This is a genomic window from Pseudomonas sp. LPH60 (assembly GCF_030718165.1).
GTDB classification, from domain to species: Bacteria; Pseudomonadota; Gammaproteobacteria; order Pseudomonadales; family Pseudomonadaceae; genus Aquipseudomonas; species Aquipseudomonas danubii.
This window is the reverse complement of the sequence record NZ_JAVAJH010000009.1, coordinates 78,888-101,948: the sequence shown is the minus strand read 5'-3', so window position 1 is coordinate 101,948 and position 23,061 is coordinate 78,888. Positions and strand designations below refer to the sequence as shown.

Sequence of the window (23,061 nt, the reverse complement as noted above, 5' to 3'; positions counted from 1 at the left end):
CCTGGAAAACCCCGACCAACCTCCAAAGCCGAGAGCCCAACACCCGCGCACGCAGCATAGACGCCCGCCAGCCTCAAGAGTTCGCTTTGCCGCTCATGTCCGGGTCTTGCATCACCTTGAGGGTCGCGGCTTCCGGGTCGAACTCATCCTCTTCCAGCTCAAGGAACTCCTCCGGCAGGAAAATGTTGAGCAAGATCGCGCAGAAAGCGCCCACGGTAATCGGCGACTCGAAGATGTTGTGCAGCGCCTTGGGCAGCTCACGCAGCACTTCCGGCACCGCCGCCACCCCCAGGCCCATGCCCAAGGAAATGGCCACGATCAGCACGTTGCGCCGATGCAGGCCGGCTTCGGCGAGGATCTTGATCCCGGCCACGGCCACGGTGCCGAACATGATCAGGGTGGCGCCGCCCAGCACCGGCTTGGGCATCAGTTGCAGCACCGCGCCGATCACCGGGAACAGCCCCAGCAACACCAGCAGCCCGGCAATGAAGTAGGCCACGTAGCGGCTGGCGACGCCGGTCAACTGGATCACCCCGTTGTTCTGGGCAAAGGTCACCATCGGCAGGCTGTTGAACACCGCCGCCACCGCCGAGTTGAAACCATCCGCCAGCAGCCCGGACTTGATGCGCTTGATGTACAGCGGGCCTTTCACCGGCTGCTGGGAAATCATCGAGTTGGCGGTCAGGTCGCCGGCCGCTTCCAGGGGCGAAATCAGGAAGATCACCGCCAGGGGAATAAAGGCAATCAGGTCGAAGGAAAAACCGTACTTGAACGGCACCGGCACGCTCACCAGCGGCACGTCGGGCATGGCCGCCATGTCCACCCGGCCCAGCATCCAGGCCACCACGAAGCCCAGGGTCAGGCCGATGACGATCGAGCCCAGGCGCAGCATCGGGTGGTTGAAACGGTTGAGCACGACGATCGTCAGCAGCACCAGGGCCGCCAGCCCCAGGTTGCTCGCCGCGCCCAGGTCGCTGGCGCCGTAGCCGCCGGCCATGTCGGTGACCGCCACCTTGATCAGCGACAGGCCCATCAGGGTGATGATGGTGCCGGTGACCACCGGGGTGATCAGCTTGCGCAGCTTGCCGATGAACTGGCTGAGGAACATCTCGATAAAGGCCGCGACAAAGCAGATGCCGAAGATGGTGGAGAGGATCTCATTGGTGTCGCCGCCACGGCCCTTGACCATGAAGCCGGCGCTGAGCAGCACGCTGATAAAGGAGAAGCTGGTGCCCTGCACGCACAGCAGGCCCGAGCCGATGGGCCCCAGGCGCCGGACCTGGACGAAGGTGCCCAGGCCGGAGACGAACAGCGCCATGCTGATCAGGTAGGGCAGTTCGCTCTCAAGGCCCAGCACGCCGCCGAAGATCAGGGTCGGGCTGATGATGCCGACAAAACTGGCCAGCACATGTTGCAGGGCGGCGAAGATCGCCGCGCTGAAATGCGGACGGTCATTGAGGCCGTAGATCAGGTCGGACTTGTAGCGGGGAGGGGAACGATCAGGTGCGGTCATGGGAGAAGGCCTGCCAGTGGCGTGCGAAAACGCCAGGGCGCACGCCGGAAAGTGGACGGGACTTGGGCCGCAATGTCATGGCATCGGACAAGACTTGCGCACCCGGTCAGAAAAAGGAGGCGCAGGATGCCAGAAAGGTCCTGTTGTCAGAAGGGCAAACAGGCGCAAAGGGTCAATTTTGCAGGGATACGAAAGATACTGTTTCTCATTTGCCGTTGTGGAATAATCCGCCTCCCCGATTTGCGGACCTTCCCTCGATGCTGCCCATACCCAGCCTGCTGCGCAGCTTTCAAGAGCACTACGACGATCTGCTGAAGTTTCTCACCCGGCGCATGAGCGATCGCCAACGGGCGGCGGACGTGGCCCAGGACACCTATCTCAAGCTGCTCAAGGTCGACCAGCAGACGGTGGAGGTGCACAACGATCGCCGTTTCATTTTTCGCGTTGCCGGCAACCTGGCCATCGATACCCTGCGCCGCGAGCAGCGCCTGGCGGCCAATCTCAGCGACACTGAGCCACACCGTGAAGTGGTGGACCCGGCACCGGCGCCGGAAGCGGTGCTGCTGGCCAAGGAACGCCTGGCGGTGCTCGACGAGGCCCTGGCGCAACTCTCGGACAACGCCCGCCAGGCCTTGCTGCTCAATCGCCTGGAAGGCCTGACTCAGGCGCAGATTGCGTTACGCCTGGGCGTTTCCGAAAGCATGGTGGCAAAATACATCGGCCAGGCCCTGCGCCATTGCCGCGACTGGCTGCAACAGCATCATGAGTGATTCCCCCTTGCCCGCCGCCGACATCCCCATGACCGAACACTCCGAAAGCCTTGAAGACGCTGCACTCCAATGGCAGGTGTTGCTGCATTCCGGCAACGCCACGGCGGCCCAGCGCATGGCCTATCAGCAATGGCGCCAGACCAGTCCGGCCCACGCGGCAGCAGCGCAAGAGGCGCAGCAGCTGTGGGGCGACCTGGGCCAGACCCGGGCCGCCGAACAGCACCGGGCGGCGACAGCCACCGGTTCCTGGCGTGGTTGGCCGGCGCTGGTGGCGTCCCTGGTACTGGCCGTGGCCAGCGGCGTCGGCTGGTGGCAGTGGCCGGCCCTGACCTCGGACTACCACACCGCGGTCGGCCAGCAACAGCACATCACCCTGGCGGACGGCTCCAGGGTCACGCTCAACAGCGGTAGCGCATTGTCGGTGGCGTACTCGGCGGGCGAGCGCCGGGTGATCCTGCAATCTGGCGAGGCGCTGTTCGAGCCGGTTGCCGACCCGCAACGGCCGTTTGTGGTGCAGGCCGACGGCCAATACCTGCACAGTGCCGCCAGCGCCTTCAGCCTGCGCCGCGACGGCAGTCGGCTGACGGTGGTGGTGCGTGAAGGCCAGGTGCAGTTCACTGGTGATCATGCGCCGGTACTGCTCCAGGCCGATCAGCGTCTGCAGTATCAATCCGGCCAGCCGCTGCTGGCCCAGCAAGCCGTGGACGCTGCCAGTCTCACCGCCTGGCAGCGGGGCAAGCTGATCTTCAACGGTCGCCCCCTGGGCGAGGTGATTGGCGAGCTGGATCGTTATCAGCATGGTCGCATTCTGATCTCCGATAGCCAGTTGGCGGCCCTGGCCATCAGCGGTGTGTTCGATCTGCACGACCCGCAAGGTTCGCTGCAGGCCTTGCAGCAGCGTTATCCGCTGCAGGTGACCTACCTGCCGTGGCTGGCGGTTTTGCACTGAGTGGATTTTTTTTGCTTGGGGCACTGCAAGTTCTTTCCCGGCCAATCGTCGTAGTGAGACTGAGAAGACAATCATTCTCATTGACGTCATTTCAACGGGCTGGGAAGGAACACGTGAAAGCTATGTTCAAGCTGTCGATACTGGGGCGCGGTCAACACCTCATGCGCCGCACATTACTGGCCCAGGCGCTGTTCGCCGGTGCCGTGAGCCCACTGCTGGCCCAGGCGCAGGACGCCAGCTCCACCAGCCAGGGCAGCAGCACCCAGGAGCGCCGGGTGGCGCTCAAGCTGGTGGCCCAGCCCCTGGATCAGGCACTGACCCGTTTTGCCGATCAGGCCGACCTGCGCCTGCTGTACACCACCGCTGATGTGGACGGCCTGCAAGCACCGGCCCTGAATGGCGAGGTCACGCTGGCCCAGGCCCTGCAGACACTGCTGGCCGGCAGCGGCATGAGCTGGTCCTTCAGCGATTCGCGCACGGTGATCCTGCGCCGCGCCGCGCCGGCCGCCAGCCTCAACCTCAAGCCGACCCAGGTCAGCGTGGCGTCGCGCACCAGCACCGCCATCAGTGAGATCCCCGGCACGGTGTGGGTGGTGGAGCAGAGCCAGCTGCGCGAGCAACTGAGTACCGGAGTCAGCCTCAAGGAAGCCATTGGCAAGCTGGTGCCGGGCCTCGACCTGGCCCCTGAAGGGCGCACCAACTATGGCCAGAACATGCGCGGGCGCAACGTCCTGGTGATGATCGACGGGGTCAGCCAGAACAGTTCCCGGGGCCTGTCCCGGCAGTTCGACAGCATTTCGCCGTTCAACGTCGAGCGCGTCGAAGTGCTGTCCGGGGCCAGCGCCATCTACGGCGGCGGCGCCACCGGCGGCATTATCAATATCGTCACCAAGAAAGGCGAACCGGGCCCGGCGCGGTTCGAGACCCAACTGGGGGCCAGCAGTGGCTTCAACAACAGCGATGACCTGAGCACCCGCGTCGCCCAGTCGGTGAGCGGCGGCAACGAAGCCATCAGCGGCCGGCTGGCGGTGGCGGGGGAGCAGAACCAGGCGTTCTATGACGGCGCCGGCAAACAGATCTTCATCGACAACACCCAGACCGACCTGCAGTACAACCGCACCCTGGACCTGATGGGCAGCCTGGCCCTGCAGTTCAATGACGAGCAGAGCCTGGACCTGCTGGCCCAGTACTACGACTCGGGCAACCACGGCAGCACCGGGATCTATTTCCCCAACCTCAAGTACCGGGCACCGTCCAACCTGGAAAACGCCGAGCTGCGGGGCGGCTATTCCACCGACCTGGAGCCGCGGACCAAGCGCCTGCTGCTCAACGCCAACTATCACCACAGCGATGTGCTGGGTCAGGACTTCTACCTGCAGGCCTCGTACCGCAAGGAAGACAACAATTTCTTCCCGTTCCCCTACTACAACAGCGGCAGTCCCGCAGGCTCCAAGGGCGTGTACTTTGCCGCGTCGCAGCAGAATTTCGAGGTCACCAGCCTCAAGGCGCTGTTGGCCAAGGAGCTCGATGCCTTCAAGCTCACCTACGGCGTGGACCTGGACCGGGAGCGCTTCAATGCCGAGCAGAGCACCTTCGATCAGCAGATTTCCTCGGACAGTGGCGGTCTGGATCTGGTGACCCTGAGCAAGGCGCCGCGCTATCCCAGCTATCGGGTCGACGGCCTGTCCGGCTACGTCCAACTGGACTGGTATGCCACCGACAACCTGACGGTTTCCGGTGGCTACCGGCGTCAGCAGATGGACGTGGATGTCGGCCGCTTCAAGAACGTCCCCGGTGGCAGCAACCAATATGCGGTCAACCTGTACAACCTGGGCAGCATCTACGACTTCAAGAACGGTCATCAGGTCTGGGTCAACTACGGCGAGGGCTTCGATCTGCCGGACCCGGCCAAGTTCTACGGCAAGCCGGGCCTGAGCGTCGACGACAACCCCCTGGCCGGGATCAAGAGCCGCCAGGTGGAGACCGGCTGGCGCTTCTCCGATAGCGACTGGGAGGCCCAGGCGGCGCTGTACTACATCTGGTCGGACAAGGTGATCAGCACCGACCAGGCCACCCTGACCATTGACGTCAAGGATCAGAAAAGCCGCGACTACGGCTTTGAGAGCGCCCTGACCCGGCACTTCCAGAACGGCTGGGAAGTGGGTGGCACCCTGCATGCCGTGCGTTCCGAGGAGGAGAACAAGAACGGCGGCTGGAGCAAGCGCGACGCCCGTTATGCCTCGCTGTCGAAACTCACCGCCTTCGTCGGCTGGAAGGGTGACAGCAGCAACGTTCGCCTGCAGGGCAACCACGCCTTCACCCTCAAGGACGATGCGGTCAAGGTCATCGACGCCACTCACAGCGTCGACGCCCCCAACACCATCGACGGCTACACCACCTTCGACCTGCTGGGCAGCCACGACACCGACTTCGGCACCTTCAGCGGCGGTATCCAGAACCTGTTGGACAAGCAATACAGCACGGTCTGGGGCCAGCGCGCCAAGCTGTTCTACTCACCGACCTATGGGCCGGACTACTTGTATGACTACCAGGGTCGTGGCCGCACCTACACCCTGAGCTGGAGCATGGCCTACTGAGGGGCCATGCCCCGGGATCGGCACGGCCCAGGCAAAGGCCCGCAGCAAGTCATCCTCGGTGGCGTGCCCTTCGACACCGCCACCACCAGCCGTTGCGGAGCACGCTTCGGGCCCCGTGGTATTCGTGGACATTGCCTGTCTCGCCTCACAAGCCTCCTGACACTGACTGTCAGGAGGCTCTGATATTCTGCGCCGGTGTTTTTTTCTCCGGAGTCCACCCAAGGTGTCGCGAGCCAGCCGTTTACTCACCCTGTTGCAGATGCTGCGGGGCAAGAGCCGTCCCGTCACCGCAGCCACCCTGGCGGCGGAGCTGGAGGTGTCCGAGCGCACCCTGTACCGCGATATCGCCGAGCTCACTTCACTGGGCGCGCCGATCTACGGTGAGGCGGGCATCGGCTATGTGTTGCGCAGCGGGCTGTTCCTGCCGCCCTTGATGCTCAATGCCGACGAGACCGAGGCCGTGGTCCTGGGCTTGCGTTATGTCGATCAGCGTGGCGACGAGGTGCTGAGCAAGGCCGCGGCTGATGCCATGGCCAAGATCGCCGCCGTGCTGGCCCCGGCGGCCCAGGATGCCCTGCGCAATCCGACCTTGCTGCCGGGCCCCGCGGGCTGGGGCTTTCCCGACAACAGCGTGTCGTTGAACGTGTTCCGCCAGGCGATCCGGCACCAGGCCAAGCTGTTGATCGACTATGCCGACGTCAATCGCAACCCCAGCCAGCGGCTGATCTGGCCCTTGGCTCTGGGGTTTCTCAACGAGGCCCGGGTGATCGTCGCCTGGTGCGAGCTGCGGGGCGATTACCGGACCTTTCGCACCGACCGCATTGCCGCGGCCCAGGAGCAGGGACAGGCCTATCCGGGGCGGCGCAGCGATTGGCTGCGAGCCTGGCGCCAGTGCCTGCAAAAGGACGAGCAGGGCGGTCAATTCACTCCTGACAGGAAATGACGCGCGGGGCTTTTAACATGGCGCGATCATCGACTTATCAGGAGCTTTTCTCATGTCAGGTATCGACGCTTCACTGGCCCCGGCGATCCGCGCCTACGTGATGGCGGCCAACACTGGAGACAGCTCGGTGGCGGCGGCGATCTTTGCCGCCGAGGCCCAAGTGTTCGACGAGCGAGAGCACCGGGTAGGGCCGCAGGAGATTGCCCGCTGGATGGACGCCAGCCATCGCGTGCGTCCACGGCTGCAGATCCTCGGGGTCCAGCAGCGCACCGGCAAGGTGTTGCTGGACAGCCTGGTCTGCGGGGATTTTTCCGCCAGCCCGCAGACGCTGCGCTACACCTTTCGCCTGGACCCGCAGGGACGGATTGCACGGCTGGATATCTCCCGCTGAGGCTTGTCGACCGGTGTGTCGGGCGGTTCGCCGGCAGCCGGTTCCTCCATGGAATGGGGCGCGGTGGCATACTGCGGCTTTTTTGCCGGGAGGCCAGCGGCCCATGCCATTCGATTCCCCCTTGAGCGCCTATCGGTATGCCCTGGAGCAGGACGGCTTCGTCGCCGATGAGGCACAGGCGCGGGCCGTGCAAGCCTTGCAGAACTGCCACGAGGCCCTGCATCAGGGGCGTACAGCGGTGCAAGGGGTCTATCTGTGGGGTGCGGTCGGGCGGGGCAAGACCTGGCTCATGGATCAGTTCTACCAGAGCCTGCGGGTGCCGGCGCGGCGTCAGCACTTTCATCACTTCATGGGCTGGGTGCACCAGCGTTCGTTCCAGCTCACCGGCACCGCCGATCCCTTGCAGGCCCTGGCCCGGGAGCTCGCCGAAGAGGTGCGGGTGCTGTGCTTCGATGAGTTGTTCGTCAACGACATCGGTGACGCGATCATTCTCGGACGCCTGTTCCAGGTGATGTTCGAGCAGGGCGTGGTCATGGTCTGCACCTCCAACCAGCCTCCCGAGCAGCTGTATGCCGAGGGCTTCAATCGTGAACGTTTCCTCCCAGCCATCAGCGCCATCAGCCAGCACATGCAAGTGGTGGCGGTGGACGGCGAGCAGGATCACCGTCTGCATCCGGGGGCTGCGGCGCAACGCTACTGGCTCAGTGCCGAGGGCCAACCCAGCGCCCTGGAACCCTTGTTCCAGCAGTTGAGCGGCGGCCAGGCGGTCTCCACTGAGCCGCTGCTGATCGGCTATCGGCCGGTGCAGGTGGTCAAGGCCGCCGGCAGCGTGATCTGGTGCCGTTTTGCCGATCTGTGCGAACAGCCGTTTTCCGCCATGGACTTCATGGCGCTGTGTGACAGGTTCAGTGCGATCCTCCTCAGCCAGGTCCCCAACCTCAGTGCCCAGCAACGCCCGGGACGCATTGCCCGAGGCACCGAGGATGGCGCCCAGCGGGTGGTGGCAGGGGATCGCGAATTGCCGCAACTGTCGATCCATGACGACAGCGTGCGCCGCTTCATTGCCCTGGTGGATGAATGTTACGACCGCAAGGTGCCGCTCTATCTGGAGGCCCAGGTACCGATGGAGCAGCTGTACACCGAGGGTTACCTGGAGTTTCCCTTCCGCCGCACCCTGAGCCGCCTGCAGGAAATGCAGTTGCAACGCTTTGCCAGCCAGCCTCGCGCTTGAGGGGAAGGGCTTCCGGCTGTGGTTCATCCTGGCCAATCATTAGGATTTTTCTGCAGAAGGAGGGAGAAAAATCTTCGTTTGGTCAAATCCCCCAGCCTACAATCGAGGCTGCCTGAGCCCTGAACGCTCACTTTCACTGCATTGATCGAGGATGAACATGGACGTTGCCGATGTCGTGGTGCTGCAAGCCAGTTACAGCAACCCGGTGCATGCCGAAGCCATAGGCGTGCTGCTCAATCATTACGCCCAGGACCCCATGGGCGGCGGCCAGGCCCTGGCGCCGGACCAGCTTCAGCAACTGCCGGCAGAGCTGGCCAAGCGACCTCAGGCGTTCAGCGTACTGGCCTTTGCCGGGGGCCAGCCGGTGGGGCTGGTGAACTGCTTCGAGGGCTTTTCCACCTTTGCCTGCCGGCCCCTGGTGAATGTCCACGACGTGGTGGTGCTGGACAGCTTTCGCGGCCAGGGCCTGAGCAAGCGGATGCTGCAGAAGGTCGAGGACATTGCCCGGCAACGGGGTTGCTGCAAGATCACCCTGGAAGTGCTGGAAGGCAACGCCCAGGCCCAGGCCGCCTACCAGGCCTGCGGTTTCGCCAATGCCATGCTCGATCCCGCCCATGGCCGCATGCTGTTCTGGAGCAAAGCTTTGTAATGTCCGATGTCAGCCCCCCTGGCTGATTGGCGCCCTGGTGCTGTAGGGGAGCGGGGCTGACTGCTTTAAGCGTCGTGCAATGCCGGGTCGAGCTTGGGGAACACCAGGCGGAACTCGGTGAGGCTGTCCGCTACGCTGTCGACCTCGGTGCGGCCCTGATGCAGGTTCATGATCGAGCGCACGATTGCCAGGCCCAGCCCGGTGCCGCCTTCGGCTCGGGTGCGGCTGCTGTCGACCCGATAGAAACGCTCGAACAGATGGGGCAGGTGGCAGGCGGCGATGCCCGGCCCGGGATTGCCCACCGCGAGGCTCACACTCTGCAGTTGGCGCTCGATCCGCAGGTCGATCCGGCCCTGATCCGGGCAATGGCGGATGGCGTTGGACAACAGGTTGGAAATGGCCCGCTGGATCATCAGGCGATCCCCCAGCACCCAGGCGTCACCGCGCAGTTCCAGCTGCAGTTGCCTGTCCTCGGCGCTGAGGGCAAACAGGTCCATGACCCGCCGCGCCTCCTCGCCCAGAGACACCCGGGCAAAGCGGGCCTGGGAAGCCGGCTGGCTGACCTGAGCCAGGAACAGCATGTCGGCGACGATTCGTGTGACCCGTTCCAGCTCCTCGATGCTGGCCTCCAGCACGGCCTTGTATTCCTCCGGGGGGCGCTCGCGAGACAGGGTCACTTGGGCCTTGCCCATCAGGTTGCTGATGGGCGAGCGCAGTTCGTGGGCCAGGTCGTCGGAGAACTGCGACAGGCGTTGTACGCCGCCATCCAGGCGCTGCAGCATGACGTTGATGCCCTGGCCCAGTTCCGCCAGTTCCCGGGGCAGCTTGTCCAGGTTCAGGCGATGGGTCAGGTCCTGGGTGGTGACCTTGGCGGCGACCCGGGTGAACTGTTGCAGGGGCAGCAGGCCCCTTTGCACCAGCCACCAGGCACCCATGCCGATCAGCAGCAGCAACAGGGGCAGGGCAATCACCGTGGAGCGCAGGTAGGCGCTGAGCAGTGCCTGGTCATTACCGCGGTCCAGGCTCAACACCACTCGCACCGGCTCGCCATTGCGCAGGTTCATTTGCCGGGTGGCGCTGAGCAAGGGATTGCCGCGGCTGTCACGCCAGTCGAAGTAACCCTCGGTGCTGCTCTCCCTCAGGGCCCGGGGCAGCGGTTGCTCAGCGATGCCGCCAACATTGAGCAAGGGTTCGGCCAGGGGGGCGCTGCTCAGGATGTTCAATTGCAGATTGTCGTGGCCCATCACCAGGTCCAGCAGGGAGTGGGGGCGGGCGGCCAGGTCGCTGCTCTTGAGGTCGCTGGTGAGGCTGTGCTGGATCTGTTCCAGCTTGCTCTCCAGGCCCTTGCGCGCCAGGTTGTCCAACTCGTGGTTCAGGGCCAGATAGGCCAGGGTTGCCAGCAGCAGGACCAGGGCCGCCCCCATCAGGCTGACGGTCAGCCCCAGGCGCATGGACAGGCTGCTGTTGGTCGGCGCCGCCGGCTGGGGCGTCATTGGCGCACTTCCAGGACATAACCGACACCGCGCAGGGTGTGGATCAGCTTGACCTCACTGGCATCATCGATCTTGGCCCGCAGGCGGCTGATGGAGACTTCCACCACATTGGTGTCGCAGTCGAAGTTCATGTCCCAGACCAGGGAAATGATTTGCGTGCGGGTCAGCACTTCCCCCGAGTGGCGCATCAATACATGCAACAGGGTGAATTCCTTGGTCGTGAGATCTATTCGACGGTCGCCGCGATAAGCCCGATGCCGGCGAGGATCAAGTTGCAAGTCGGCCACTTGCAATACTTGCGGCTGGGACACGGGTTCGCTGCGGCGAATCAAAGTCCGGACCCGGGCCAGTAACTCGGGAAATTGAAAAGGTTTGACCAGATAATCATCGGCGCCCATATCCAGCCCTTTGACTTTGTCTTCCAGGCGCCCGCGAGCGGTCAACATCATGACCCGGGCCGGAGAATGTCCGCGCATATGTTCCAACACTTGCCAGCCATCTTGGCCTGGCAGGTTTATATCCAGGATCACCAACTCGTAAGGTTGTTGCTGTATCAGGTGCAGACCGTCCACGCCATTGTTGGCGCGGTCCACGACATAACCACTTTCACTCAGGCCTTGATGCAGGTAGTCCGCTGTTTTGGGTTCGTCTTCAACCACCAGAATACGCATTGCCAGATCCTCTCCAAACCGCTTGGGCATTATCGAATGAGTGCAGGGTGAAGCCTGAAGTAGCTATAGGGTCAAGAAAAATAATCATCTAATTCATAGGATTAGCCAGGTCAGCCGATAGCGGGTGAGCGCTTGGGCGCAGGCATGCTAGTTGATTGCACGCAGGGAAAGTGGCGGATGACAGAGTTGTAATATTCCTGTCATTGGCGTGACAGTGAGGGCCTGCCAGCGGATATAAAAAAGGCGCCCTGTAGAGGGCGCCAAACGTCCATCTCTGCCAAAGGAGCGGATTGTCCAGAGTGGGTACTGCGTTGAAGAGGTATCAGGCGCCGGGCTGTTGTTGCTTGGCGTCCGGCGCGGAATAGTGGGTACCGGCCTTGTCTTGCTCGGTCTTGGCGAGGTTCTGGTTTTTATCGCCGTGAATCTGTTGCTGATTGACGCGGAAGTTCTCGTAAAAGCGTTGCATATGCTCGGCTCCGCCTTCGGCAAAGGCTGCACTGGAAGTGGCGAGAATCAAACCGCTAAATACCAAAGTTGAAAGTTTCATACTGCGTTTCCTACTTAAGAGTGTTCGGTAACTTGTTTCGTCCCTGCACAAGAAGTGATGGGGCAAGTTTCAGCGAAGTGTATTAAGTGAGGGTTAACGTCAGCCTGAGCGGGATATTACATTCTTGACATTATGTGTCTGCAGACAATCAAAGCCTGTAGCAGCTGGTTGGCCAGTGAGGGTGTCGCAGAGCTCGCTGCAAGGCAGGACGGCGCCTTTGCCGGCATGCCGGGCGCCAGCAGGGATGGGGGCCGTTGCGGCCCCCGAGTCCGGTTCTTACTTTTGGACCACGGTCGCTTCCGTCGGCGTTTTGGGTTTCATCAGGCTGAAGTCGATCAGCGCCTTGCTCTGGCGCGAGTAGGGGTCGCCAATCAGCAGCGGGCGCGGCTTGAAGCTGTCGCTGACCAGGCTGCGGCTGTGGTCCAGCTGGTCGAAACTCAAGCCCGCCAGGTCGGCCCAGGTATGAATCAGCTGGGAGCTGCTGTAAGGGCGGCTGAGGTCGGAAGCAAAGTTCCAGTCATGGGTTTGCCGCCACTTCGGCGAGGCCCAGGCCATGAACGGGATGGTGTACATCGGCGCCGTGGGCTTGCCTTCGTTGCGTCCCAGGGTGTCGTGGCCGGCGGAGTCGAAGACGTCTTCGCCGTGGTCCGACAGGTACAGCAGGAAACCGTTGGGGTCGGTCTTGGCGTAATCCTTGATCAGGCTGGAGACCACGAAGTCGTTGTACAGCACCGCGTTGTCGTAGCTGTTGTAGGTCGGCAGTTGATCGTCACGCACACCGGCCGGCACGCCCTGGCGATCGGTGAATTTGTCGTAGCTTGGCGGGTAGCGGTACTGGTAGCTCATGTGGGTGCCCAGCAGGTGGACCACGATGAACTTGCGCGGGGCGCTGTCGGCCAGGGCCTTGGAGAAGGGCTCAAGCACGTCGCCGTCGTACTGGCGGGCGTTCTGGTTGCGATTGTTGTTCAAGTACACCTGCTCGTCCGCCTGCTCGGAGAAGGTGGTGAGCATGGTGTTGCGCTTGGTCATGGTCTGCTGGTTGGTGATCCAGTAGGTCTTGTAGCCGGCCTGCTTCATCACGCTGACCAGGGACGGCGTCTTGAGGTAGAGATCGGGGTTTTCTTCGTCGGCGAAGGTCAGCACCTGTTGCAACGCCTCGATGGTGTAGGGGCGCGGAGTGATGACGTTGTCGAACACCGCCAGCTGATCCTTGAGCTTGTCCAGCTCCGGGGTGGTCTGGCGCGGGTAGCCGTAGAGGCTCATGCGCTGACGGTTGGTGGACTCGCCGATCACCAGCACCAGGGTGGCCGGCTGATTGGCCATGCTGTCCTTGAGGTTGGTCAGCGGCGGGATCTTGCTGACGCTGTCGAGCATGCCCTGCATGCCGTTCAGTTGCTCACGGTAGCGGCGATAAGCGACCACCATCTGCCACGGCACGGCGGGTTCGATACGGGTTTCAAATTTCTCCAGGCCGTCGGCCAGGGTGTCGGTGCGAGCGATTTGCTTGATCAGCGGGTAGCCGACAATCGCCACCAGGATTGCCACGGCAGCCGCCAGGGCCTGGCCCCGGGGCAGGTACACCGGGCGCAGGCGGGTCCAGAGGAAGAGGGCGAAGGCGGTGTGGGCCAGGAACGCCAGGAGCATCCACCAGGCAAAGTACTGCGTAAGGTATTCACCGGCTTCCGAGGGGTTGGACTCGAACATGATGAAGATGACGCTTTGCGAGAACTCCTGCTGATAGACGAAGAAATAGCCCAGGCTGGCCATGGAGCAGGCCCAGAGCACCACGCCGATCACTGCCGCCATGACTTTGGTGCGTGCCGGGAACAGCAGCATCGGCGCCAGCCAGATGGCGCTCATGAAGAACGCCTGGCGGAAACCGGCGAAGCCGGACGTGTCCGTCAGTTGAATCAGCAGTTGGGTGATGCCGGAGAAATACCAGAAGAACAGGAACAGCCAGAGCAGCCCCATCCAGTCAAAACCTGTCGCAGACGTGTTACTGCGTTTGAACAATGCCATTCAGCGCTCCCCGCCGTTCCGTGATCATTGCGCGCCGGTTCAGCGCTGCGAATGAAGGCCGCCGTCTGTAACAAGACGGCCACAATGGCCGGGAGTATCGATAGGCAAGTGTGAAAAGTTCGTTAGCGCAGCGTTGGATTTTTGTCCGGCGTAGCAGGCGGCGGGATCAGGTGTGGCGGGAGATAGGTGGCAGGAAAGGGAGTGGGTAGAACGGGGAACGCAGGCCGGGCCTGCGTTCCGGGGCACAGCTGAGGTTGCTCAGGGGCGCTGCAACGCTACGGCAGGGGCTTGTCCCTGGTTCTGCAACATCAGGCGCAATTGGGCGAGTTCCCGTTGCAGTTGATCGCGCTCGTCTTTGAGTTGGCGCAATTCGTCACGACGAATGGTCACGTAGAGAGTCTGTGCTGGTCGTGCCGGTAGTACTGTGCCCATTGCTTCACCTCGCAAATGGAGTGCCTCAACTATGCTTCGCTGGTCGCATCCCTTGCGCAAAGCACCATCGTCGGCAGCGCGAAAATGACGGTGTCAGGCAACCGTCTTGCCTTCACTCGTGACGTTTCCACGCAGCCTGAAGGCGGCAATTTTATTTCTTTTTAGCGCAATTGGAACTTTTTTATTTTTCGTGGTCGTTGTGCCTTCCTGGTGTTTTGCGTCGTTATCCCCCCAAGTTCTGAGAAACTTCGCCCCCAGTGCCGGGACTAATCTCCACGCGGTTCGCGCCGGCCGAGGGGCAAGAGATCGGGCTTGGGCGCGCTGCGTTGCGCGCAGGTGGCCGCAAAAACTGGCGTTATGTCTGAAGATTGCGCTGTCTTGGAGCGTCTCGCCTTGTATAGTTGCGCCCCTCGACGTTTGCACCCAGCCCTTTGGGCTATACATTTTTGATCTGAATTTTTTGCAGTAGGAGCATCAGCACATGCAACTGGGGATTATTGGACTGGGCCGCATGGGCGGCAACATTGCACGGCGCCTGATGCTCAATGGGCACGAGACCGTAGTCTTTGACCGCAACACCGATTTCGTCAGCACCCTGGCCGCCGAAGGCGCCAAGGGCGTCGCCGACCTGCCGGCCCTGGTGGCTGGCCTGGAAAAACCCCGCGCGGTCTGGGTCATGCTGCCCGCCGGCGCACCCACCGAAGAGACCATCGACACCCTGAGCCAGTTGCTGGAACCGGGTGATGTGATCATCGACGGCGGCAATACCTACTATAAGGACGACATCCGCCGTGCCCGGGACCTGGCGCAAAAGGGCCTGAAGTACATCGATGTCGGCACCTCCGGCGGCGTCTGGGGCCTGGAGCGCGGCTACTGCATGATGATCGGCGGCGATGCCGATGAAGTGCTGCGCCTGGACCCGCTGTTCGCGGCACTGGCCCCTGGCCTGGGTTCGATTCCACGGACCAAGGACCGTGTTTCTGATGACGACCGTGCCGAGCGTGGCTATATCCATGCCGGTCCTGCCGGTGCCGGGCATTTCGTCAAGATGATCCACAACGGCATCGAGTACGGGATGATGCAGGCCTTCGCCGAGGGCTTTGACATTCTCAAGACCAAGTCTTCGGACATCCTGCCGGAGGATCAGCGCTTCGACCTCAATGTGGCGGACATCGCCGAAGTCTGGCGGCGCGGCAGCGTGGTGTCCTCCTGGCTGCTGGACCTGACCGCCGATGCCCTGGCCGGCGATCCGAAGCTCGACGGTTTTTCCGGTGCCGTGGCCGACAGTGGTGAAGGGCGCTGGACCATCGAAGCGGCCATGGAGCAGGCGGTGCCGGTTCCGGTGCTGTCCAACTCGTTGTTCTCCCGCTACCGCTCCCGCGGCCAGGGCACCTACGGCGACAAGCTGCTGTCGGCCATGCGCTTCGGCTTTGGCGGCCACGTGGAGACCGGTAAGAAATGACCTCTACGCGAAAGAAGTCCAAGGCGTTGCCCGCGCCGCCGACCACGCTGTTCCTGTTCGGCGCCCGCGGTGATCTGGTCAAGCGCCTGTTGACGCCGGCGCTGTACAACCTGAGCCGCGACGGTCTGCTGGATGAAGGGCTGCGGATTGTCGGCGTCGACCACAACGCGGTGAGCGACGCTGAGTTCGCCACCTTGCTGGAAGACTTCCTTCGCGATGAAGTGCTGAGCAAACAAGGCCAGGGGGCGTCCGTGGACGCCGCGGTCTGGGCCCGCCTGACCCGTGGCATCAGCTACGTCCAGGGCGACTTCCTCGACGACTCCACCTATGCCGAACTGGCGGCGCGAATTGCCGCCAGCAGCACCGGCAACGCGGTGTTCTACCTGGCCACCGCGCCGCGCTTCTTCAGTGAAGTGGTGCAGCGCCTGGGGGCTTCGGGGTTGCTGGAGGAGGGGCCGGAGGCCTTTCGCCGGGTGGTCATCGAGAAGCCCTTCGGCTCCGATCTGCAGAGCGCCGAGGCCCTCAACGCCTGCTTGCTCAAGGTCATGAGCGAAAAGCAGATCTATCGCATCGACCATTACCTGGGCAAGGAAACGGTGCAGAACATTCTGGTCAGCCGTTTTTCCAACAGCCTGTTCGAGGCGTTCTGGAACAACCATTACATCGACCACGTGCAGATCACCGCGGCGGAAACCGTCGGGGTCCAAACCCGTGGCAGCTTTTATGAACACACCGGCGCCCTGCGAGACATGGTGCCCAACCACCTGTTCCAACTCCTGGCGATGGTGGCCATGGAGCCCCCTGCGGCCTTTGGCGCCGATGCAGTGCGCGGCGAGAAGGCCAAGGTGGTGGGGGCGATCCGTCCCTGGTCCCTGGAGGAGGCGCGGGCCAACTCGGTGCGCGGCCAGTACCGCGCCGCCGAAGTGGCGGGCAAGGCCCTGGCGGGTTACCGCGAAGAGGCTAATGTCGCGCCGGACAGCAATACCGAAACCTATGTCGCGCTGAAGGTGATGATCGACAACTGGCGCTGGGTTGGGGTGCCGTTCTACCTGCGCACCGGCAAGCGCATGAGCGTGCGCGACACCGAAATCGTCATCTGCTTCAAGCCGGCACCCTACGCGCAATTTCGCGATACCGAAGTCGATCAGCTGTCGCCGACTTACCTGCGGATTCAGATCCAGCCCAACGAAGGCATGTGGTTCGACCTGCTGGCGAAAAAGCCCGGGCCGAGCCTGGACATGGCCAATATCGAACTGGGCTTCGCCTATCGGGATTTCTTCGAAATGCAGCCGTCCACCGGCTACGAGACGCTGATCTACGACTGCCTGGTCGGTGACCAGACGCTGTTTCAGCGGGCAGACAATATCGAGAACGGTTGGCGCGCCGTGCAGCCTTTCCTCGATGCCTGGAAGCAGGACGCGAGCGTGCAGACTTATCCTGCGGGTGAGGATGGTCCGGATGCCGCTGATGAGTTGCTGGCCCGGGATGGTCGCGTCTGGCACGCCCTCGGCTGAAGAGGGGCAGGGTGCGGTCCATCGCGTTCCTGCTTAGCGATATGGACGGCACCCCGTTGCACCCGGATCAGCGCCTCAACCCTTCAAACATCCTCCAGCGCTACAACCAGTAACTCACCGCGTACCAGCCCAGCAGGCCCATCACCACGGTGTAGGGCAGGGCCATCCACACCATCCGTCCGTAGGACAGGCGCACCAGCGGCGCAATCGCCGAGGTCAGCAGAAACAGGAAGGCGGCCTGGCCATTGGGCGTGGCGACGCTGGGCAGGTTGGTGCCGGTGTTGATGGCGATCGCCAGGGTCTCGAAGTGTTCGCGACTCATCTGCCCGGAGACAAAGGCCTGTTTCACCTCGGTGATGTAGATGGTGGCGACGAACACGTTGTCGCTGATGGCCGACAGCAGGCCATTGGCAATGAACAGCATGCCTGGCTGCTGGTCCGCCGGTAGTGCCAGCACCCACTGGATCAGTGGCACGAACAGCTGTTGCTGGTGAATCACCGCCACCACGGCAAAAAACACCACCAGCAGGGCGGTGAAGGGCATGGCGTCCTTGAAGGCGTTGCCCAGGCGGTGCTCGTCGGTAATCCCGGTGAAGGCGGTGATCAGCACAATCACCAGCAGGCCGATCAGCCCGACTTCCGCGACGTGCAGGGCCAGGCCGACAATCAGGATCAGCGCCGCCAGCCCCTGGACCAGCAACGCCGCCCGCTGCCGCGCGGTGCGCTGGGCGTCGTCTTCGGCCGCGTAGTTGGCCAGCACCTTGCGCACGTTATCCGGCAGCAGCGTGCCGTAGCCGAACCAGCGCAGTTTTTCCAGGAGTACGCAGGTCACCAGTCCGGCGGCCAGCACCGGCAGTGAAACCGGCGCCACCTTGAGGAAGAACTCGGCGAAGTGCCAGCCCATCTCATGGCCGATCAACAGGTTCTGTGGTTCGCCCACCAGGGTGCATACGCCCCCCAGCGCCGTGCCCACGGCGCCGTGCATCAACAGGCTGCGCAGAAAGGCGCGGAACTGCTCCAGGTCGTCGTGGTGCAGGGTTGGCAGATGCTGATCGTCGCCATAGCCGCTGTCCTGGCGCGGGTCATTGCCGGAGGCCACCCGGTGGTACACCGAGTAGAAGCCCACCGCGGCGCTGATGATCACCGCGGTCACGGTCAGGGCGTCGAGAAAGGCCGAGAGGAAGGCCGACAGAAAGCAGAACAGCAGCCCCAAAAGCGCCTTGGAGCGCACCCCCAGCAGCAGCCGGGAGAACAGGAACAGCAGCAGTTCTTTCATGAAGTAGATGCCGGCCACCATGAACATCAGCAGCAGGATCACCGGGAAATTGTGCACCAGTTCGTCGTACAGCGCCTGGGGCGTGGCCATGCCCAGCAATAGCGCTTGCACCAACAGCAGACCACCGGGCATCAAGGGGTAGCACTTGAGGGCCATGGCCAGGGTGAAGATGAACTCGATCACCAGGCACCAGCCCGCTGCGGCCGGACTGACCGCGAAGAACAGCAACGGATTGAGCAGCAGGAACGCGACAATGCTTGCCTTGTACCAGCGGGGTGAGTGGCCGAGAAAATTGTGCGCGAACGCCTGGGCCATTGAGCCGGACATGGGCTGCTCCTAATAGTGAGAAGCGCGCAACTTGCCGCAAGCCGGATTGAGAATCAAGAACCCATGAAATCTTTTGCCACAATCTGCCCGACCCAAGCATCTGCACAAGCGCTGGCACACTCTTGCAGGAGCCAGCTGGCTGGCGAAGGCGTTCTCAAGTGCAACAGCGTCGTGAGGGCCATTCGTCGGCAAGCCGGCTCCTACGCTCAGGAGGTGCGTTTGGCAACCAGGGTCAGGATGTCGTAGCTGGCCACCAGCTCACCCAGTTGATTGGTCACTTCCACGTCCCAGGCCACCACCCCCTGCGGCGTGCCCTGAGGGCTCTGTTTACCCTGGTCGATCTTGCGCTTGCAGGTCAGCCGCGCTTGCAGGGTGTCGCCAATGCCCACCGGGCTGATGAAGCGCAGGCTGTCCAGGCCATAGTTGGCCAGCACCGGGCCCGGTGCCGGGGACACGAACAGCCCGGCCGCCGCCGAGAGCACGAAATAGCCGTGGGCAATACGCTTGCCGAATTGGGAGTCCTTGGCGGCAATCTCGTCGAAGTGCATATAGAAGTGGTCCCCGGACAGGCAGCCGAAGTTCACCAGATCGGCCTCGGTCACGGTGCGGCGGTGGGTCAGCAAGGACTCGCCGATCTGCAGGTCCTGGAAGTGCCGGCGGAACGGGTGGACCTCGGTTTCGATGACCTTGGCGCCGCGCACGTATTCACCGGTCACTGCCGCCAGCATGCTCGGCGAGCCCTGCACAGCGGCTCGCTGCAGGTAGTGCTTGACCGCCCGCAGGCCGCCCAGCTCTTCACCGCCACCGGCGCGACCGGGGCCACCGTGCTTGAGTTGCGGCAATGGCGAGCCGTGGCCGGTGGATTCGCCGGCGCACTCGCGGTCCAGCACCAGCAGGCGGCCGTGCCAGCTGGCGGCCCGAGGAATGACCTGGGCGGCGATGCCTGGGTCCTTGGTCACCAGGCTGGCCACCAGGCTGCCCTTGCCGCGCGCGGCCAGGTCCAGAGCCTGGTCCAGATCGTCGTAGGCCATCAAGGTACTGACCGGGCCAAAGGCCTCGATATCGTGAGCACCACCCTGGGCCAGGGGATCACGGGACAGCAGCAGGGTCGGGGCAAAGAACGCGCCCTGGCTGACGTTGTCGCCCCGGGGCTCGAAGCCGTCCCGGGCGCCGAACAACAGGTCGCTGCTGTGCAGCAGGCTTTCCAGGCGCTCGGCCACGTCCCGCTGTTGCGCGTGGGAGGCCAGGGCGCCCATGCGCACGCCTTCCAGCGACGGATCGCCGACCACCACCTTCGACAGGCGCTCGCGCAAGCCCGTGGCCACGGCGTCCAGCTGTTTGGCCGGAACGATGGCGCGGCGGATGGCGGTGCATTTCTGTCCGGCCTTGACCGTCATTTCCCGCACCACTTCCTTGATGAATAGCTCGAATTCCAGGTCGTCCGGGGTCACGTCCGGCGCCAGGATCGCGCAGTTCAGCGAATCGGCCTCGGCGTTGAAGGGCACCGAGTGGCGGATCAGGTTGGGGTTGGCCCGCAGCGTGGCGGCGGTGACCGCCGAGCCGGTGAAGGTCACCAGGTCCTGGCCTTGCAGGCGATCGAGCAGATCGCCGGTGCCGCCGATCACCAGTTGCAGGCTGCCTTCGGGCAACAGGCCGGACTCATGCATCAGGCGCACTGCCGCCTCGGTCAGGTAGCTGGTGGCACTGGCCGGTTTGACGATGCAGGGCATGCCGGCGAGAAAGCAGGGGGCGAACTTTTCCAGCATGCCCCAGATGGGAAAGTTGAAGGCGTTGATGTGCACCGCCACGCCGCCACGAGGCACCAGGATATGGGTGCCGGCAAAACTGCCGAGCTTGCTCAGGGTCTGTGCCGGGCCTTCGTGCAGCAGGTTGCCCGAAGGCAGCTCGCGGGCGCCGAGCCCGGCATAGCTGAACAGGGTGCTGTTGCCGCCCTCGATGTCGATCCAGCTGTCGGCCCGGGTCGCGCCGCTGTGGTGGGACAGGGCGTACAGCTGTTCCTTGCGCTCGCCAAGGTACAGCGCCAGGGCCTTGAGGCGCCGGGCGCGCTCCTGGAAATCCAGGGCGAGCAGGGCCCGGGCACCGTTCACGCGCCCATGTTGCAGCGCTTCGGCGAAGTCCAGGGACTCTTCATGGGTGCGCGCCACTTCATGGCCGTCGATGGCGCTGCGCAAGGCCTGGGCCGGGTGCTGGCCGATCCAGCGGCCGCCGATAAAGCTTTGCAGGGTAGGAGACTGTGGCATGGGAGAAAGGCTCCGAAGGGTCAAGTGGGGGTCGGCGCACCGTACCGGGCGCCGGGAGACAACTCAGTGATGGCTGGCGCCGCCAGCGCCGATGCCGGTCATGGACCGGATGAACTGCGCCAGGTAGCGGCCGCGCTCCAGCTCGGCCCGGGGCGAGCGGTCGCTGACGGACAAGGCCCAGGCCGTAAGGAACGCCAGGCTCATGGAGAACAGCGCCGGGTTGGCGTAGGGAAACAGCGCCTGGGGGTGGTGCAGCACATTGACCCAGACCGCCGGGCTGAGGATCAGCAGGACAATCGCCGAGATCAGCCCGGCCAGGCTGCCGCCCACCGCGCCCCGGGTGGTCAGGCCTTTCCAGAACATGGAAAGAAACAGCACCGGGAAATTCACCGACGCGGCAATCGCCAGCACCAGCCCCGAGAGAAAGGCGATGTTCTGCGACTCGAACAGCAGCCCCAGCAGCACCGCCAGGACACCGATGCACAGGGTGGCGATCTTCGAGACGCGCATTTCCTGCTGGGTGCTGGCCTGGCCTTGGCGCATCACGCAGGCATACAGGTCATGGGACACCGCCGAGGCGCCCGACAGCGCCAGCCCGGCCACCACCGCAAGAATGGTGGCGAAGGCCACGGCCGAGATGAAACCCAGGAACAGGTTGCCGCCCACCGCCTGGGCCAGGTGCACCGCGATCATGTTGGCGCCGCCGATGATCGCGCCGCTGGCGTCGCGATACTCGGGCTCGGTGCCGACCATGACGATCGCGCCGAAGCCGACCACGATCAGCAACAGATAGAAGTAGCCGATGAAGCCTGTGGCATAGAGCACGCTCTTGCGCGCTTCCCGGGCGTCGCTGACGGTGAAGAAGCGCATGAGGATATGGGGCAGCCCGGCGGTGCCGAACATCATTCCCAGGCCCAGGGAAATGGCGTCGATGGGGTTCGACAGCAGCCCGCCGGGGGCCATGATCGCGCTGCCCTTGGCGTGCACCTCGCTGGCGCGGGCGAACAGCGCCTCGCTGCTGAAACCGAAGTGCTTGAGCACCATGAAGGCCATGAAACTGGTGCCCGAGAGCAGCATCACCGCCTTGATGATCTGCACCCAGGTGGTGGCCAACATGCCGCCGAAGGTCACGTAGCAGACCATCAGCAGGCCCACCAGCATCACCGCGTGGAGGTAGCTGAGGCCGAACAGCAGTTCGATCAGCTTGCCGGCGCCGACCATCTGCGCCACCAGGTACATCAGGGCCACGGTCAGGGTGCCGAACGCCGAGGTCAGGCGCACCGGCGTCTGGGCCAGGCGATAGGAAACCACGTCGGCGAAGGTGTAGGTGCCCAGGTTGCGCAGGCGTTCGGCGATCAGGAACAGGATGATCGGCCAGCCGGCCAGCACCCCGAGGGCGTACAGCAGGCCGTCGTAGCCGTTGAGGAACATCATGGCCGAGATGCCGAGGAAGGACGCGGCGGAGATCATGTCACCGGCAATCGCCAGGCCGTTCTGCAGGCCGCTCATGCCGCCGCCGGCGGTGTAGAAGTCCTTGGCCGAGCGGGTGCGCAGGGCGGCCCAGCGGGTGATGCCCAGGGTCAGCAGGACGAACACCAGGAACATGCCGATGGCGTTCCAGTTCAGCGCGCGGGCGCTGTCGTCGGCGGCCAGGGCCAGGTCCCAGGCCAGCAGGCAGGGCAGCAGGATGACTCCTGCACCGCGCTTCATGACCGGTACTCGCGCTTGAGTTTGTCGTTCAGCGGGTCCAGCAGCCGGTTGCTGCGATACACATAAAGACCGGTGAGGGCAAAGGCCAGGAGAATCATCGCCACGCCCACCGGCATGCCGACGCTGGTGGCCCCGCCGGACAGCGAGCGGCCCAGCAGGCCGGGATTGAAGGCCACCAGCAAAACGAAGCCATAGTAGGCCAGGAGCATGACCAGGGTCAGGGACCAGTAGAGTCGCTGCTTGCGCCGGACCAGCTGGATAAAGTCCGGGTGGCGGGTGATGCGGTCTATTTCTTGCGGGCTCATG

General features: G+C 63.6%; 19 protein-coding genes and 1 pseudogene. 10 read left to right on the top strand and 10 right to left on the bottom strand.

The features are described 5' to 3' along the window. Positions 1-73: 73 nt before the first annotated feature. On the bottom strand, positions 74-1,513 hold the full coding sequence (locus Q8O96_RS27440) for a nucleobase:cation symporter-2 family protein (protein WP_305949772.1): 1,440 nt from the start codon (positions 1,511-1,513) through the stop codon (positions 74-76). A 257-nt stretch (positions 1,514-1,770) separates the two neighbouring features. On the opposite strand from Q8O96_RS27440, the gene Q8O96_RS27435 reads away from it, so the two are divergent. The 8 genes and pseudogenes from Q8O96_RS27435 (at position 1,771) to Q8O96_RS27400 (ending at position 9,043) form a co-directional block, all read left to right on the top strand. After that, positions 1,771-2,283 (top strand): RNA polymerase sigma factor, encoded by a 513-nt coding sequence (locus tag Q8O96_RS27435; RefSeq protein ID WP_102863477.1) that lies wholly within the window; start codon positions 1,771-1,773, stop codon positions 2,281-2,283. Further along, the gene (locus Q8O96_RS27430; protein ID WP_305949771.1) at positions 2,276-3,232 is read left to right on the top strand and encodes a FecR family protein; all 957 of its coding nucleotides are present in this window, start codon (positions 2,276-2,278) and stop codon (positions 3,230-3,232) included. The genes Q8O96_RS27435 and Q8O96_RS27430 overlap by 8 nt, the downstream gene beginning before the upstream one ends. A 161-nt stretch (positions 3,233-3,393) precedes the next feature. Further along, entirely contained in the window at positions 3,394-5,829 is a 2,436-nt protein-coding gene (locus Q8O96_RS27425) for a TonB-dependent receptor (protein WP_305949770.1), read from the top strand. 48 nt (positions 5,830-5,877) lie between these two features. Continuing rightward, a pseudogene (locus Q8O96_RS27420) lies at positions 5,878-5,955 on the top strand (arginase family protein); the annotation flags it as partial. Positions 5,956-6,052: 97 nt separating this feature from the next. After that, entirely contained in the window at positions 6,053-6,772 is a 720-nt protein-coding gene (locus tag Q8O96_RS27415; RefSeq protein WP_102863480.1) for a YafY family protein, read from the top strand. 52 nt (positions 6,773-6,824) lie between these two features. Then, positions 6,825-7,163, top strand: a complete 339-nt coding sequence (locus Q8O96_RS27410; RefSeq protein WP_102863481.1) for a ketosteroid isomerase — start codon at positions 6,825-6,827, stop codon at positions 7,161-7,163. A 103-nt stretch (positions 7,164-7,266) separates the two neighbouring features. Further along, positions 7,267-8,394 (top strand): cell division protein ZapE, encoded by a 1,128-nt coding sequence (zapE, locus tag Q8O96_RS27405; RefSeq protein WP_305949769.1) that lies wholly within the window; start codon positions 7,267-7,269, stop codon positions 8,392-8,394. Between the two features lie 157 nt (positions 8,395-8,551). Beyond that, on the top strand, positions 8,552-9,043 hold the full coding sequence (locus Q8O96_RS27400) for a GNAT family N-acetyltransferase (protein ID WP_102863585.1): 492 nt from the start codon (positions 8,552-8,554) through the stop codon (positions 9,041-9,043). A gap of 65 nt (positions 9,044-9,108) precedes the next feature. Here Q8O96_RS27400 and Q8O96_RS27395 read toward each other — a convergent pair whose 3' ends face one another. The 5 genes from Q8O96_RS27395 to Q8O96_RS27375 form a co-directional block, all read right to left on the bottom strand. Continuing rightward, positions 9,109-10,536 carry a heavy metal sensor histidine kinase gene (locus tag Q8O96_RS27395; RefSeq protein WP_305949768.1) on the bottom strand — a complete coding sequence of 476 codons (1,428 nt, stop codon included), beginning with the start codon at positions 10,534-10,536 and terminating at the stop codon, positions 9,109-9,111. Beyond that, positions 10,533-11,207 carry a heavy metal response regulator transcription factor gene (locus tag Q8O96_RS27390; RefSeq protein WP_102863484.1) on the bottom strand — a complete coding sequence of 225 codons (675 nt, stop codon included), beginning with the start codon at positions 11,205-11,207 and terminating at the stop codon, positions 10,533-10,535. The genes Q8O96_RS27395 and Q8O96_RS27390 overlap by 4 nt, the downstream gene beginning before the upstream one ends. Before the next feature lie 322 nt (positions 11,208-11,529). Further along, positions 11,530-11,754: a hypothetical protein gene (locus Q8O96_RS27385; RefSeq protein ID WP_102879229.1), complete on the bottom strand. Its 225-nt coding sequence runs from the start codon at positions 11,752-11,754 to the stop codon at positions 11,530-11,532. A 276-nt stretch (positions 11,755-12,030) separates the two neighbouring features. Then, a complete protein-coding gene (locus Q8O96_RS27380; protein WP_250330566.1) occupies positions 12,031-13,773 on the bottom strand; it encodes a phosphoethanolamine transferase CptA in 1,743 nt (580 codons plus the stop codon). Between the two features lie 258 nt (positions 13,774-14,031). Further along, entirely contained in the window at positions 14,032-14,205 is a 174-nt protein-coding gene (locus tag Q8O96_RS27375) for a DUF6026 family protein (protein WP_162884050.1), read from the bottom strand. Between the two features lie 481 nt (positions 14,206-14,686). Between Q8O96_RS27375 and gnd the strand changes: the two genes are divergently transcribed. Together gnd and zwf are read left to right on the top strand one after the other, a co-directional pair. Then, positions 14,687-15,667 carry a phosphogluconate dehydrogenase (NAD(+)-dependent, decarboxylating) gene (gnd, locus tag Q8O96_RS27370; protein ID WP_102879231.1) on the top strand — a complete coding sequence of 327 codons (981 nt, stop codon included), beginning with the start codon at positions 14,687-14,689 and terminating at the stop codon, positions 15,665-15,667. Continuing rightward, the gene (gene zwf / locus Q8O96_RS27365) at positions 15,664-17,181 is read left to right on the top strand and encodes a glucose-6-phosphate dehydrogenase (protein WP_207816159.1); all 1,518 of its coding nucleotides are present in this window, start codon (positions 15,664-15,666) and stop codon (positions 17,179-17,181) included. The genes gnd and zwf overlap by 4 nt, the downstream gene beginning before the upstream one ends. 100 nt (positions 17,182-17,281) lie before the next feature. Here the strand turns inward: zwf and nhaB are convergent, their stop codons facing one another. The 4 genes from nhaB to Q8O96_RS27345 form a co-directional block, all read right to left on the bottom strand. Further along, positions 17,282-18,784 carry a sodium/proton antiporter NhaB gene (gene nhaB, locus Q8O96_RS27360; RefSeq protein ID WP_102863489.1) on the bottom strand — a complete coding sequence of 501 codons (1,503 nt, stop codon included), beginning with the start codon at positions 18,782-18,784 and terminating at the stop codon, positions 17,282-17,284. A 206-nt stretch (positions 18,785-18,990) separates the two neighbouring features. Next, a complete protein-coding gene (gene paaZ, locus Q8O96_RS27355; RefSeq protein ID WP_305949767.1) occupies positions 18,991-21,045 on the bottom strand; it encodes a phenylacetic acid degradation bifunctional protein PaaZ in 2,055 nt (684 codons plus the stop codon). Between the two features lie 63 nt (positions 21,046-21,108). Beyond that, positions 21,109-22,755 carry a cation acetate symporter gene (locus Q8O96_RS27350; RefSeq protein ID WP_115580105.1) on the bottom strand — a complete coding sequence of 549 codons (1,647 nt, stop codon included), beginning with the start codon at positions 22,753-22,755 and terminating at the stop codon, positions 21,109-21,111. Beyond that, positions 22,752-23,060 (bottom strand): DUF485 domain-containing protein, encoded by a 309-nt coding sequence (locus Q8O96_RS27345; protein WP_102863492.1) that lies wholly within the window; start codon positions 23,058-23,060, stop codon positions 22,752-22,754. Before Q8O96_RS27345 ends, Q8O96_RS27350 begins: the two co-directional genes overlap by 4 nt. Position 23,061 lies beyond the last annotated feature (1 nt).